Source organism: Bradyrhizobium sp. UFLA05-112 (assembly GCF_053572325.1).
Genome location: NZ_JBANBK010000042.1, coordinates 1 through 13,338, shown reverse-complemented (window position 1 = coordinate 13,338; position 13,338 = coordinate 1). Strand labels below are relative to the sequence as shown.

Genomic DNA, 13,338 nt, shown 5'->3' with positions numbered 1-13,338 from the left:
GGGGGCGCGATCAGATTACTTCTTATAGACCGCGTCGGGATCGAACAGCCGCTCAGCCTCGACGAAGACGAGCCTCGCGCTCCCACCATCGGCTTCCACCTTGCGGTAGAAGCAGGACCTGCGGCCGGTGTGGCAGGCTGCGCCGACCTGCTCGACCCGGATCCAGACGGCGTCCTGGTCGCAATCCGTGCGAATCTCGACGACGTGCTGGGTTTGACCTGACGTCTCACCCTTTCGCCATAACGCATTGCGCGAGCGGCTGAAGTACCAGGCTTCACCCGTCGCAATCGTTTTGCGCAACGCCTCATCATTCATATGGGCGACCATCAGCACGTCGCCGGTCGCAGCATCCGTCGCCACGCACGTGACGAGGCCGGCCGCGTCGAATTTGGGCTGGAAGCTCAGCCCTTCCTCGATGTCGTGGGAGTGCGTGGACACGAGACCCCTCGCTGGCGCATGATCTGGAAAAGTGTGCAGCGGTTCTCCGAGAAGATCATGCTCAAAAAATAAATCAAAGCGCGATGATGTCAGCCAGTCTGACATCATCGCGCTTTGGCTCAACGAGGGTCAGCGCGGTGAGCCTCGCACCAGGGACAGGAAGCGGGCCTGCTCCGCCGGATTGTCGCGGAACATGCCAGTGAAGCGGCTGGTGAACGTCATCGCGCCATGCTTGGCGACGCCGCGCACCGACATGCAGGTATGCTCGGCCTCGACCAGCACCGCAACGCCACGGGGCTTTAGGATCTCGTCGATCGCGGCCGCGATCTGCGCGGTCAGATGCTCCTGGGTCTGGAGCCTGCGGGCGAAAATGTCGGTCAGCCGCGCGAGCTTGGAGAGGCCAACGACGCGCTCGACCGGCGTATAGGCGATGTGTGCCTTGCCGTAGAACGGCATCATGTGGTGCTCGCACTGCGAGGTGAACTCGATGTCGCGCACCAGCACGAAGTCGTCGTAGCCGGCGGTCTCGCCAAAGGTGCGGTCCAGCACCTCGGCCGGACACTGGTGGTAACCCTGATAGAGCTCGTCGAAGGCCTCGACCACGCGACGCGGCGTGTCGAGCAGCCCCTCGCGATCCGTGTTCTCGCCGATATAGGCAAGCAGCGTCTTCACCGCCTGCTCGGCCTCGGCGCGCGCCGGGCGCGGCTGGTCGGCGCGGACGGCGGCCGCGAGAAATTCAGCAGGATCAAGCTCGGCAGGGCGATCGACCTGCTTGTCGGAAGGCTTGCTGGGGCGGATGGATTTGATCAACGCGTCCATGTCAACTCCGTTCGACGGCCTTGCGGCCGGAGTGTCACCGGCAGACGGGGCGGTCGAGCCGCCGGACGCCTGAGAGAGAACAACCAAGTTTGGCGATCAACCGCCCCCCGCCTCGACGTCGGATACGAGGTGCTCGACCACCGCCGACAAGGCTACCGGGCTGTTTTTCCGCCAGTTCCAACCCTATATAAGACCGAGGACGGCGGCCGCCAAGGCCGATCCAGCCGGAAGCCGCCCGGAAGGTCTCGGACTCCATCACATGCTGAACGACATCTATAACAAGCGGATCATCGAACTGGCCGGGAATATCCCCCGTCTGGGCCGCCTCTCCGATCCCGACGCCAGCGCCACAGCCCATTCCAAGCTCTGCGGATCGACCGTGAAGGTCGATCTCAAGATGAGCGGCGACACTGTCACCGACTTCGCCCACGACGTGAAGGCCTGCGCGCTCGGACAGGCGTCTTCATCCATCATGGCAAGTCACGTGGTTGGCTCGACCGCCAGCGAACTCCGTGAGTTACGCGAAACCGTTCGCAAGATGCTGAAGGAAAACGGCGACCCGCCGGACGGAAAATGGGCCGAGATCAAGTTCCTCGAACCGGTCCGTGACTACAAGGCGCGCCACGCTTCGACTCTGCTGACCTTCGATGCCGTCGTCGACGCTATCGGCCAGATCGAAGCGAAGACGAAACAGCCGGCTGCGGCGCAGGACTAAACCAGATCGATTGTCCGGTTTTACTTCTGCGACGCCGGACCAGGCGCCGACGCACCGCCGGTCGCGACCAACGCTTCCGCCGTCTTGGTCGACCTGGCCGGCTGCTCCGGTTCCGCCGCAAAGCGGTCCTGCGCCTTCGGCGCAGCATCAGCCATCGCGGGGGCCGAGACATCGATGTGCGGCAGCACGTCGGAAGCTGCGTCCGTCGTCACTACATTGGTGAGCTTGAGCTCGGCCGCGTCCAATTCGTGCAGGTCTTCCCATGGCGGCACATTCAGCGCGAGCGACAGCAAGTCGCCGGCGCCGCCCATATCGAAAGTGTACTTGGCGAGCCGGCCGATGTCGCGCTCGACGATCATCAGGTCCTGCGCGCTGTAGCTTGCGGCCCGCGCGTCGTCGGCGCGATCGCCCATCCAGATCTGATGCACCCGAACATGGGCTGCTTCCGGCACGTAGCGTGTCTTGCCGGCCAACAGCAGGAATACGCACATCGACTCGCAATACGCCTCGGGCGCGATAGCTGGACGCGCGCCCTGCCCGCCGCGATTCTGCAAGCTGATGCCGACGGTGGTCAAAAGGCCGAGGTTACGGAAGCGCCGTCCGAGCGTGATGGCGTCGTTGACGGAACCACCGCTGGAGTCGAGCACCACGGTCGCCCCGCCAAGCTGACGGCCGCGGGCAAAATCCTCAAAGTCTTTCGGCGTATCGGCTGTGATGATGCCGACGGCGCTGACCCAGCCGCGGCAGTTCTGCTCGCATGCGACCCAGCTAAATTTCATCGGCAACTTGCGCTCTTCGAGCGTACCGCCAGCGTGTGCGGAAGAGCTGAAAGTCGCGACTGCGCCCGTCAGCGCAACACAACATGCAGCGGTTCCCACAAGTAACCAGCCGCGAAGGTCAAGCGACTTCAGAAGTCTCAACGTGGTTCCTTCCCCAAGCCTCAAAAGCGATCAGGCAAGCCCCATGCAACGTTCGACTCTGTATCACACAGGCGTCACAAAAAATGTATCCGGGGGAATACAGATCGTCCATAGCTACTTGCTGCACTGCCCCCTAAAAGCATGCAAAATATGGCATCAGCGCAACGGCTTGCTGTTCCCTGCGCTGGAACCGCGCAACACCTCGCATAGCTTCGCAGCAAGGCGCACATGAAGCATTCAGCGTCAGAATCAGGTCGCACCATCGTCGCCTCGCTGCTGCGGCTGCCTCGCGTCGTCGGACGCGCGCTGATCTGGCTGTACCGACACATGCTGTCTCCGCTGGTCGGCTACAACTGCCGTCACCTGCCGACCTGCTCGGTCTATGGCGATGAGGCGATCGAGCGTTTCGGACTCTGGGCCGGTGGCTGGATGACACTCGCACGGCTGTTGCGCTGCCACCCATTCGGAACGTCAGGCATCGACAACGTGCCGCTGACTGCCCCGCAAGGCGCACGCTGGTATCTGCCCTGGCGCTATGGACGTTGGCGCGGCGTCAATGCGCCCTGATTTCGCTGCGCCGCTTCCAAGCGTACCATGCAGCTCTGACGTGCAGGGAACCGCGGATACTACGATCGCGTTGTTGTGATGCTCCCATCGGGAGGAAACAACAATGCGCTGGAAAATCAGCCCCCACGGTCACGACAGCAGGACCATCGACCTGCTCGCCATCATCGCGCTGCTCACCCTCGTCCTCGGCTCCGGCTGGTATCTGGCAACAAGTTTCGCAACTCCGCCAAGCACGACGGCCTTCATCGTTCCGAGCCAGAGCGTGCACTGGTAGTCAGAGCATGATCCGGAAAAGTGTGAAGCGGTTTTCCGAAAAGATCATGCTCAAAACCATAACCTAAAACGCGATCTCGTCGCGCTTTAGCGAAACCAGAAAAAGCGTCCGGGCGGCGGCGGGATTGGCTCAGGCGGACGCGGCCGCTTCGGACGCACCGGCTTTGGCGGCGGTTCGGCCGACGAGGTGGTCTCGACCGGCACGATCTCGCTTCCCGGCACCTTCACCGACAGCAGCAGGTTCGATTCGTTCATGCGCCAGCGATAGCCGATGCCGAAATCGATCGGCTGGGCCCGCGAGAAGAGCTCGGCATAGCGTTCCTGATACCGGCCGGGAAATTCCGCAATCGGGCCGAGATAGCGCCCGAATGGGAAAAACCGCCATTGCCGCGCATTGTAGCTCGCAAGCGGAATGCCGGAATCGTCCTGGATGATGGTGGCGCTGTTGGCGAGCAGCCAGTCGCGCACCGTCGTGAAGTTACCGGCATGCAGGAGATACGAGGCGCTCTTGAGCAGGCTGTTGCCAGGTCCGAGCGTCTCGCAGAACTTCAGGAAGCCGGCCGCGCGCGCGCCGGAATTGGAGAGATCGGTCGAGAAGTAATAGAGCGTCCGCGCCTCGCCATCGCTGCCGACGAATGTGATGCGCACACCGTGGGTGGCGTTCGGGCCTGCGTTGTCGCCTGCGGCATGCAGACCGCCCTTGTCGTCGATCGAGACCATCTCGACGTTGCGGATGGTCTTCCCCGAACGCGCCAGGAAAACGTAGAGGATCGGCAGGGTGCCGTTGACCTCATTGGCGTGCAAGTCGACCTTCATGTGCTTGGTGATGAAGAAGCTGAAGCTGAGGATCGAGCCGAGCGAGCGCTCGACATTGTAGAGCGCGGGCGCGATCGCCCCACGCGGTACGCGCGTCAGGTCGGGAACGTTGCCGACCGGCTCGAGCGCGCCAAGCACGTAGGTGCTTGCCTTGGAATAGAACGCGTCGGCGTAGAGGAAATCCGGCCCGGAGAACATGTAGAACATGGTCGGCCGGGGCGCGGCCAGATTGACCTCCGACCAGGCGCGTATCCTGGAAAGCTGCCGCTGCTCGAGCTGGGCGAAGGCGCCATCAAAGAACTTGGCGTGGCGCTGCCAGGACGGATCCCTGGTCAGCGCCACGAGCGGTGACTCCGCGGATGGCTGCATGCCCGCGAGGAAGCGCGCCGTGTCGTCGGCGGTGACGGTGCCGGCCGCACATGCGGGGGCCACGACCGCGAACAAGGTGAAGGCGACGGCCGCAATCTTCATGGGTCGAAACATGTCTATTCGCGATGGTGTGAGGATGCAGCGGCATCCGGCCGCCTGCGGAAAATGGCGTAGATCAACAGGCCCGCGAGCATGATCAGCATGCTCGACAGCGACTGAACCGGCCGCTCGGTCAACAAATAGTACATCATGAACGCGGTCACGAGCAGGAAAACCACTGGCGTGACCGGGTACCCCCAGGCGCGATAGGGCCGCGGCAGGGCGGGATCCGTGAAGCGCAGCTTGATCACCCCCAGCACGGTGAAGAACGAGCAGAACAACAATGCGAACTGGATGAAGTCGAGCACCGCCTCGAAGCTGCGCGTGAAGAGCAGGAGGTTGGCGACTGCGAGCTGAAACAGGATCGCATAGGCCGGCGCGCCGCTCGCCGATCTTCGGGAGAACACGCGCAGCGCCGGAATGTCCTCGCCCATGGTCATCATGACGCGCGGACCGATCCACATCATCGCGCTGATGGAGGAGATCAGGCCGACGCAGATCATGGTGCCGACGATGCGGCCGCCGATATCGCCGAAGATAGCGGTGCCGGCAATGCTCGCGACCTCGAGCTGGCCGGCGAGCTTGTCGATCGGGGTTGCGTAGAGAAAGACCGCGTTCAGCGCCACATAGAGCACCATCACGATCAGCGTGCCCCCGAGCAGCGCGCGCGGCAGGCTCTGCTGCGGCATGTGCAGCTCGCCGATGATGTAGGTCGCCGCGTTCCAGCCGGAGAACGAGTACATCACGAAGACGAGCCCGATCGCGAAAGGCGCACTGGTAATGTGGCCGAAGTCGCCCGACGCAGGCATGAATGACACCGGTTGCTGCATCCCGATCACAAAGCCCGCAACCAGGAAAGCCACGATCAGAATGACTTTCAGAACCGTCGAGACGAGCTGGAAGGTCGAGGAGTGCTTGACGCCGGTGAGTTGAACGATCGACACCAGCCACACCACGCCGATGGCAAGCGGGATCGGCGGCAACGTCGGAATGACCGACTTCGCATATTGGCCGAACGCCATCGCCGCGAGCGCAACCGGCGCGGCAAAGCCGACGGTCGCCGAGACCCAGCCGGCGAGAAAACCGAATGCTGGATGATAGGCACGCCCGAGAAAATTGTACTCGCCGCTCGAGCGCGGGAACATCGCCCCGAGCTCGCTATAGGAGAACACGCCGCACAGCGCGACGATGCCGCCGACCGTCCACAACAGCAGGATCGAGAAGCCGGACGGAATGTCCTTGACCTGGAAGCCGAGGCTCGTGAACACACCGACGCCAACCATGTCGGCAACGACGATCGCGGTCGCCACGAGGACGGAAACGCCGGACCCGCTTCCGAAACGTCGGCCCGTCCACGCCGCGCTTCCAGCATCTGATGCCGTCATCGCCGTCCTTAGCTGAGGCCTCTCGCCTCTCCCGAGCATCGTGCAGATTGGTCCAGTCAATTCAAGCAGGGTTAACAAGGGCTAAATGAGGCAAGCGCAAGCGGTATTTTAGCACCACACATGCACCTTCCCGAGCAATAAACCTGCTGTCGCGCGCCGAAAGTCGGCTCCCCCTCCCCACAATCGCGACACGATTGCGTGGTCATTTTGAGCGTCCGGATGTGGGGAGTTTTCTCCGGAAGCTTAACGTCGCCTAAACAACAGTCGGCTCAATTAGCTCAAGAATTGCCGATTGCCTTGGGGTTAGTGGGTGGATGGTCGGGGCCGATCCGAGAGTCGAGACAGCCATGAATGCTGACCGGGCGAGATCGACCGGCATGCATCGTCGCGCGTTTCGACTTGCCTGGCGGATCGGCCTCGCCGCCGTCTTGGTGCCGCTCTCGCTGACACTGGTTCAATGCGGCAAGGCGCCCAACCCGGCGATGCTGGCGGCGAACTCCCAGGCAACCTCCCAATCCAATACCCAGATCGTTGCCAAGACCAGCACGCAAGTCGCAAGCGGCGACACGTTCGAGGATCGTTTTCCGGCCCCGCAGTTCAAGGAGCGCTTCCCCTCGGCAAGCGAAAGCTTCCTGCAACGGCAGATGTCGGACTTCTCGCCGAAGCGCGCGGTGCAGGAGCCGGCTCCCGCTCCCTACAAGATCGCCTCGCTCGAGCCGCAGGTGCCCTATCGACGTCCGCAACGCGACGACCTGACGACGCTCATCAGCATGAAATCGTCCGCCTTCCCCTATTTCGGCAACAATCCCGCCTCCGACGCTCCCTTCCTCAACATCTCCAAGGGCGATCGCCGCGGCCACCGCAGCTATTCGGGACGCGTGTTCTGGCAGGACGAAACCTACAATGACAGCCGCGTGCTCGTGCACGTGCCCGAGCATTTCGACGTGCGTAAGCCCGGCGTGATCGTGGTGTTCTTCCACGGCAACGGCGCGACGCTGGAGCGCGACGTGCGCGACCGGCAATTGGTGCCGCAGCAGATCTCCGACTCCGGCGCCAACGCCGTGCTGCTCGCACCGCAGATGGCGGTCGATGCCGCCGATTCCAGCGCCGGCAAGTTCTGGCAGCCCGGCGGGCTCAAGCGCTTCATGGAGGAATCGAGCCAGCATCTCGCCCGCCTCTATGGCGATCCCGATAGCGCGCGCGCCTTCGCCAACATGCCGATCGTCGTCGTCGGCTATAGCGGCGGTTTCCTGCCGACCGCCTGGAGCCTCGAGGTGGGCGGCATCAGCGACCGTGTTCGCGGCGTCGTGCTGCTCGACGCGGTCTATGGCGAACTCGACAAGTTCGCCTCATGGATCGAGCGGCACCGCTCCGGCTTTTTCGTCAGCTCCTATACCCATTACACCGCGCAGCGCGATCGCGAGCTGATGAGCATGCTCCGGCAAAAGGGCATCAGCGTCTCGGAGGACATGGACGGCCCCTTGCGTCCCGGCAGCGTGGTGTTCGTCGAGACCGGCGACGGCATCAGGCATCGCGACTACGTGACCCGCGCCTGGACGCAAAATCCACTCAAGGACGTGCTGGTCAAGATGTCGGCGACACCGTCGCTGGCACTCACGCGCGTCGCTGCGAGCACTTCGTCGGCTTCAAGTCGCTAGCGTTTTCCGCGCGTACCGACATGCGGATGCCCGGACTTCAAGAATCTCGCTTGCTGATCAAAATGTGATGTTGATGGCCGGAGCCTCCCGGAATGCCCGGGATTGTTTCCCCTGACGATGCCCATAACGTGGACTGGGGATTCTCTGAGGGACCGAGGTTGCGTGAGGGACTCTACAAGGCGAACTTTCACACCGTGCACGGCACCGGGTGCGGGGTGCTCTATGTGACCGGCGGCAAGCTGCGCGGCGGCAATTCGGCTTTCGCCTTCGTCGGCACCTACACCGGCGAGGGCGAGAGCATCAAGGTCAAGATCTCGACCGAGCGCTATAACGACGATCCGACCTTCCGCCCGCTGTTCGGAACCGACAGGATCACGCTCACGCTCAGCGGCCGTGAAGACGGCGAGATGGCGGAGTTCGAGGGCAGCGCGCTGCAGCTTCCAGGTGTCGCCTTCCGCGCGGTGCTGACCCGGATCAGCGACTAGCTGTGGATCAGCACGCTCTCCTAATCGGGCGCAATTAATTCTTGGGCAGCTTCGGAATGCTTTCCGCAAAGCCGTTGAAGCAGGCCAGGCGCTCGTCCTCTTCCTTGAAGAAGCGGCAGTCGGCAACGCCCTTCGCTTTTGCGGGCTTCGGCTTCGGCGCCGGCGGGATCACCTCGTCGTAGCAGTTGAGCCGGTCCTTGGTGCCGTCGTCGAGATCGAGACAGGCCTGCAGCCTGACCGCGGTGGACTGCGGCTTGCCCTTGGGCGCAGCCGCCTCGGTTTTGCCCTTGGCCGCCGCCTCCTTGGTGCCCTTGCTGGCACCCTTGGGCTTGACCTGCACCAGCGGCTTGTCGCCAACCATCGGCGTGTCGGTTTGCGCAAAAGCGGCGGCCGAATAAAGCACCGCGACAAGCGCCAGAATCATCCTCATCTTAGTCAGCTCTCGTTGGTCCCCCACCCCTCGCCTTCTAGCGCCCTCCTGCGCGGTTTGCCAAGCGTCCGCTGAGGGGAAAAGCCGGATGTGAGGGACTTTGCACTATGCCGCGACCGTCGCCACGGCCTGCCGGGGCCGGGTCAGCCCGACGACGGCGAGCGCGAGAACGACGAAGCCGGCCGCCACGAAGCCGATGGTGTGCAAGAGATCGCGCGCGAACAAGGCCCCGCCTGCTGCCGATCCCACGGCCTGCCCGATATAGAGCACGGACGTATTGAGCGAGACGGTGGCCGGCGCCAGCGACGGCGCCGCTGCCACCAGGCGCACCTGCTGCATCGAGTTGGTCGAGGCAAAGCCCAGCCCCCAGACCGCGACCGAGAGGACCATCAGTGCAAAATTGCCGGCGCCCAGCGCCCATCCGGCGACGCCCGCGAGCAGCAGGCTCGTGAACAGAACCGAGGTCCTGTAGGGCCCCCAGCTATCGACGATGCGCGTGGCAAAGAGGAGGCCCAAGAAGCCGCAGACGCCGTAGACGCCGAAGGCCAGACCGATCGCATCGGGACTGGCATCCGTCAGTTTATTCAAGAGCGGCCCCATGAAGGTGAAGATCACGAACTGCCCGGACATCTGCAACATGGTGATCGCAAGCAGCAGCACGATGGTGCGATTGCGTCCGACTTCGCCCCAGGTCTGCAAGTCGACCGGCGTGCCCTTCAGTCCCGCCGGCAGGCGCCATAGCAACAGGAGGAAGCTGAGGCAGCCGAGCCCGCCAATCGCGCCGTAGGATGCCCGCCAACCATAGCGGCTGGCGATGAAGGTGATCAGCGGCAGTCCGACGGCCGCGGCAATCGACCATCCGAGAAACACATAGGCGATCGTGCTGCCACGCTTTTCGACCGGTACGATGATCGCCGCAGTGCCTGCGGCCTGCGGCGTATAGAGCGCGCCAATCGCGAGCATCACCAGGCGAATGGCGAGCAGACTCATATAGTCAGGTGCGAGGGCCGAACCGACATTGCCGACGGCAAGCAGCGCGAGCGTTATGGTGAGCAGCATGCGCCGCTCGATCCGGCTGGTCAGCCATGCCGTCAGCGGCGAGCCGATGCAGAGCGTGATGGCGCCGAAGGTGATCAGAAGGCCCGCGGTGCGGATGCTGATGTCGAGCTCCGACGACAATTCCGGGAGCATCCCGGCCGGCGCCAACACCGAGCAGCCGGTGACGACATTTCCAAGCATCAGGGCGGTTGGTGCAAAGCGGCGGGCGGCGGAATCGACTTTCATGCAGCTGCATGTAGGCAACACCGGCCGGGCATGGAAGGGCCGACCATCTATTTCGCCGGATCCACGATGTCGCCGCGCGCACCGGCCGTGTTCAACCCCAAAACCACGGGCATCTCCGATACGCCCCATGAAATAACAACCTGTGGAGGCATGCAACGTCAAGATCGCGTCTGGCGTCGGGTATCGAAACGGGATATTCGCAGGCAATTTCCTCGTTTTGCCCGATTGCACAGGCCGAATCGCCTGATATACCGCTCGTTCCCGCTTACCTGCGCTCGTTCGCAGGAGTGAGCTTCAGGAGAAATACCATGTCCGACGACCACAAGTCCGAATCCGGTTTCCAGTACAGCCTCAGCAATTTGAAGCCCGTGACCCCGGCCGCGAAGATTACCCTCACCTTCCCCGACGGCGCCAAGCGCCAATTCGACAAGAGCATTACCGGCCTCGACATCGCCAAGGACATCTCGCCGTCGCTCGCCAAGCGCACGGTGGCGATGGCGCTCGACGGCGCGCTCGCCGATCTCAACGATCCCATCGAGGCCGATGCCAAGATCGAGTTCGTGGGCCGCGACGATCCCCGCGCGCTGGAGTTGATCCGGCATGACGCCGCACACGTGCTGGCGGAAGCCGTGCAAGCTCTGTGGCCGGGCACTCAGGTCACCATCGGCCCGGTGATCGAGAACGGCTTCTATTACGACTTCTTCCGCAACGAACCGTTCACCCCGGAAGATTTTGCCGCGATCGAGAAAAAGATGCGCGAGATCATCGCGCGCGACAAACCCTTCACGAAGGAAGTCTGGGATCGCGAGAAGACCAAACAGGTGTTCCGCGACAAGGGCGAGGCCTTCAAGGTCGAGCTGGTCGATGCCATTCCCGGCAATGAGCCGATCAAGATCTATTTCCAGGGCGACTGGTTCGATCTGTGCCGCGGCCCGCACATGACCTCCACCGGCAAGATCGGCAACGCGTTCAAACTGATGAAGGTGGCCGGCGCCTATTGGCGCGGCGATTCCAACAACCCGATGCTGACCCGCATCTACGGCACCGCCTTTGCCAAGCAGGAGGACCTCGACGCTTACCTCAAGCAGATCGAGGAAGCCGAGAAGCGCGACCATCGCAAGCTCGGGCGCGAGCTCGACCTCTTCCACTTCCAGGAGGAAGGTCCGGGCGTCGTGTTCTGGCACCCCAAGGGGTGGACTATCTTCCAGCAGCTCATCGCCTATATGCGCCGGCGCCTGACCGGCGACTATAGCGAGGTCAACGCCCCGCAGATCCTCGACAAGGTGCTGTGGGAGACCTCCGGCCATTGGGGCTGGTATCGCGAAAACATGTTCGCGGCGCAGTCCGCCGGCGACGAGGCTGAGGACAAGCGCTGGTTTGCGCTGAAGCCGATGAACTGCCCCGGCCACGTGCAGATCTTCAAGCATGGCCTGAAGAGCTACCGCGACCTGCCCATGCGGCTCGCCGAGTTCGGCGTGGTGCATCGCTATGAGCCGTCGGGCGCCATGCATGGCCTGATGCGCGTGCGCGGCTTCACCCAGGACGATGCTCACATCTTCTGCACCGAGGAGCAGCTCGCCGACGAGTGTCTCAAGATCAACGACCTGATCCTGTCGACCTATGCCGATTTCGGCTTCACCGGTGACCTCACCGTGAAGCTTTCGACCCGCCCCGACAAGCGCGTCGGCACCGATGCGATGTGGGATCATGCCGAGCGCGTGATGGCGACCGTGCTGCGCGAGATCCAGTCGCAGAACAATCACATCAAGACCGAGATCAATCCGGGCGAAGGCGCGTTCTACGGGCCGAAGTTCGAGTACGTGCTGCGCGATGCCATCGGCCGTGATTGGCAGTGCGGCACCACGCAGGTCGACTTCAACCTGCCGGAGCGGTTCGGCGCGTTCTATATCGATCATGACGGCGGCAAGAAGCCGCCGGTGATGGTGCACCGCGCGATCTGCGGTTCGATGGAGCGGTACATCGGCATCCTGATCGAGCACTATGCCGGCAACTTCCCGCTCTGGCTCTCGCCGGTGCAGGTGGTGGTGACCACCATCACCTCGGAAGCCGACGAATACGCCAAGCAGGTGGTGGAACAGGCACGCCGCGCCGGCTTGCGCGTTGAGATCGACCTGCGCAACGAGAAGATCAACTACAAGGTCCGTGAGCACTCCCTGGCGAAAATCCCGGCGCTGCTCGTAGTCGGCAAGAAGGAGGCCGAGACGCAGTCAGTCTCCGTCCGTCGGCTCGGCAGCGACGGCCAGAAGGTGATGCCGACGGCCGAGGCACTGGCTGCGCTTCTCGATGAGGCAACCCCACCGGACGTCCAGCGGGCGCGCAGCGCGGCCTGATCGCTGAAATCGGTCTAAACTCGCTTTCGGTTGCGGGCATGCATGCTTATCTCGGGTAGGCATGCCCGACGACCAGCCGAAGAGGAAACTTCCGTGCCCGACGCCATCGACCTCCTGAAGACCCGCCGCTCCGTCAAGCCGCGCGAGATGGCGGGGCCTGGCCCCTCGCCGTCCGAGCTCGAGACGATCCTCACCATCGGCGCGCGAGTGCCGGATCACGGCAAGCTTGCGCCTTGGCGCTTCATCGTCTTCGAGGGCGAGGCCCGGATGCGCGCCGGCGAAGTGATCGCGCGCGTGTTCGCGCGCAAGAATCCGGGTGCACCCGCGGCCGAGATCGAGGTCGAAAGGAAGCGGCTGACTGACGCCCCGCTCGTCATCGGGATCGTCAGCTTCACCAAGCCGCATCCCAAGGTGCCGGCCTGGGAGCAGGAATTGTCGGCCGGCGCCAGCGTCATGAACATCGTCACGGCCGCAACTGCGCTCGGCTATGGCGCGTGCTGGCTCACCGGCTGGTTTGCCTTCGACCGCGACGTGCTGGAAGGGCTCGGGCTCAAGCCCGACGAGAAGCTGGCCGGCCTCGTCCACATCGGCCGACCGACCAAGCCGAGCGAAGACCGCCCTCGCCCGGCACTTTCGGAGATCGTGACCCGGTTTTAGTCTTACTGTGTCATAAAATCATCCGCACGGTACGTCTTTGGATGAGAGCAGTACAGCACGGACATCGTCGCA

General features: G+C 63.3%; 14 protein-coding genes. 7 read left to right on the top strand and 7 right to left on the bottom strand.

Annotated elements, in window-relative coordinates:
• Positions 1 to 15 precede the first annotated feature (15 nt).
• Both hisI and folE read right to left on the bottom strand, forming a co-directional pair.
• Entirely contained in the window at positions 16 to 438 is a 423-nt protein-coding gene (gene hisI, locus SO180_RS23420) for a phosphoribosyl-AMP cyclohydrolase (RefSeq protein ID WP_449381197.1), read from the bottom strand.
• Between the two features lie 129 nt (positions 439 to 567).
• On the bottom strand, positions 568 to 1,257 hold the full coding sequence (folE, locus tag SO180_RS23415) for a GTP cyclohydrolase I FolE (protein ID WP_449381196.1): 690 nt from the start codon (positions 1,255 to 1,257) through the stop codon (positions 568 to 570).
• Positions 1,258 to 1,516: 259 nt separating this feature from the next.
• Here folE and SO180_RS23410 point away from each other — a divergent pair, with 259 nt between their 5' ends.
• Positions 1,517 to 1,972 carry an iron-sulfur cluster assembly scaffold protein gene (locus tag SO180_RS23410; RefSeq protein WP_449381195.1) on the top strand — a complete coding sequence of 152 codons (456 nt, stop codon included), beginning with the start codon at positions 1,517 to 1,519 and terminating at the stop codon, positions 1,970 to 1,972.
• A 20-nt stretch (positions 1,973 to 1,992) separates the two neighbouring features.
• Here SO180_RS23410 and SO180_RS23405 read toward each other — a convergent pair whose 3' ends face one another.
• Positions 1,993 to 2,892, bottom strand: a complete 900-nt coding sequence (locus tag SO180_RS23405) for a COG3904 family protein (RefSeq protein WP_449381194.1) — start codon at positions 2,890 to 2,892, stop codon at positions 1,993 to 1,995.
• Between the two features lie 228 nt (positions 2,893 to 3,120).
• On the opposite strand from SO180_RS23405, the gene yidD reads away from it, so the two are divergent.
• Entirely contained in the window at positions 3,121 to 3,459 is a 339-nt protein-coding gene (gene yidD / locus SO180_RS23400) for a membrane protein insertion efficiency factor YidD (RefSeq protein WP_449381193.1), read from the top strand.
• Positions 3,460 to 3,562: 103 nt separating this feature from the next.
• Positions 3,563 to 3,733 carry a hypothetical protein gene (locus SO180_RS23395; RefSeq protein ID WP_449381192.1) on the top strand — a complete coding sequence of 57 codons (171 nt, stop codon included), beginning with the start codon at positions 3,563 to 3,565 and terminating at the stop codon, positions 3,731 to 3,733.
• Positions 3,734 to 3,819: 86 nt separating this feature from the next.
• Here SO180_RS23395 and SO180_RS23390 read toward each other — a convergent pair whose 3' ends face one another.
• Both SO180_RS23390 and SO180_RS23385 read right to left on the bottom strand, forming a co-directional pair.
• Positions 3,820 to 5,031, bottom strand: coding sequence for a hypothetical protein (locus SO180_RS23390; RefSeq protein WP_449381191.1), 1,212 nt, complete (start codon positions 5,029 to 5,031; stop codon positions 3,820 to 3,822).
• Between the two features lie 2 nt (positions 5,032 to 5,033).
• On the bottom strand, positions 5,034 to 6,401 hold the full coding sequence (locus SO180_RS23385; RefSeq protein ID WP_449381190.1) for an APC family permease: 1,368 nt from the start codon (positions 6,399 to 6,401) through the stop codon (positions 5,034 to 5,036).
• A 347-nt stretch (positions 6,402 to 6,748) separates the two neighbouring features.
• On the opposite strand from SO180_RS23385, the gene SO180_RS23380 reads away from it, so the two are divergent.
• Positions 6,749 to 8,059, top strand: a complete 1,311-nt coding sequence (locus SO180_RS23380) for an alpha/beta hydrolase (RefSeq protein WP_449381189.1) — start codon at positions 6,749 to 6,751, stop codon at positions 8,057 to 8,059.
• A 92-nt stretch (positions 8,060 to 8,151) separates the two neighbouring features.
• Positions 8,152 to 8,544, top strand: coding sequence for a hypothetical protein (locus SO180_RS23375; RefSeq protein WP_449381188.1), 393 nt, complete (start codon positions 8,152 to 8,154; stop codon positions 8,542 to 8,544).
• Positions 8,545 to 8,578: 34 nt separating this feature from the next.
• Here the strand turns inward: SO180_RS23375 and SO180_RS23370 are convergent, their stop codons facing one another.
• Both SO180_RS23370 and SO180_RS23365 read right to left on the bottom strand, forming a co-directional pair.
• Positions 8,579 to 8,974: a hypothetical protein gene (locus SO180_RS23370; RefSeq protein ID WP_449381187.1), complete on the bottom strand. Its 396-nt coding sequence runs from the start codon at positions 8,972 to 8,974 to the stop codon at positions 8,579 to 8,581.
• Positions 8,975 to 9,079: 105 nt separating this feature from the next.
• Positions 9,080 to 10,258 carry an MFS transporter gene (locus SO180_RS23365; protein ID WP_449381186.1) on the bottom strand — a complete coding sequence of 393 codons (1,179 nt, stop codon included), beginning with the start codon at positions 10,256 to 10,258 and terminating at the stop codon, positions 9,080 to 9,082.
• A gap of 308 nt (positions 10,259 to 10,566) precedes the next feature.
• Between SO180_RS23365 and thrS the strand changes: the two genes are divergently transcribed.
• Together thrS and SO180_RS23355 are read left to right on the top strand one after the other, a co-directional pair.
• Complete coding sequence (gene thrS / locus SO180_RS23360; protein WP_449381185.1) at positions 10,567 to 12,609, top strand: threonine--tRNA ligase; 2,043 nt, start codon at positions 10,567 to 10,569, stop codon at positions 12,607 to 12,609.
• 93 nt (positions 12,610 to 12,702) lie between these two features.
• Positions 12,703 to 13,266 (top strand): nitroreductase family protein, encoded by a 564-nt coding sequence (locus tag SO180_RS23355; RefSeq protein ID WP_449381184.1) that lies wholly within the window; start codon positions 12,703 to 12,705, stop codon positions 13,264 to 13,266.
• Positions 13,267 to 13,338 lie beyond the last annotated feature (72 nt).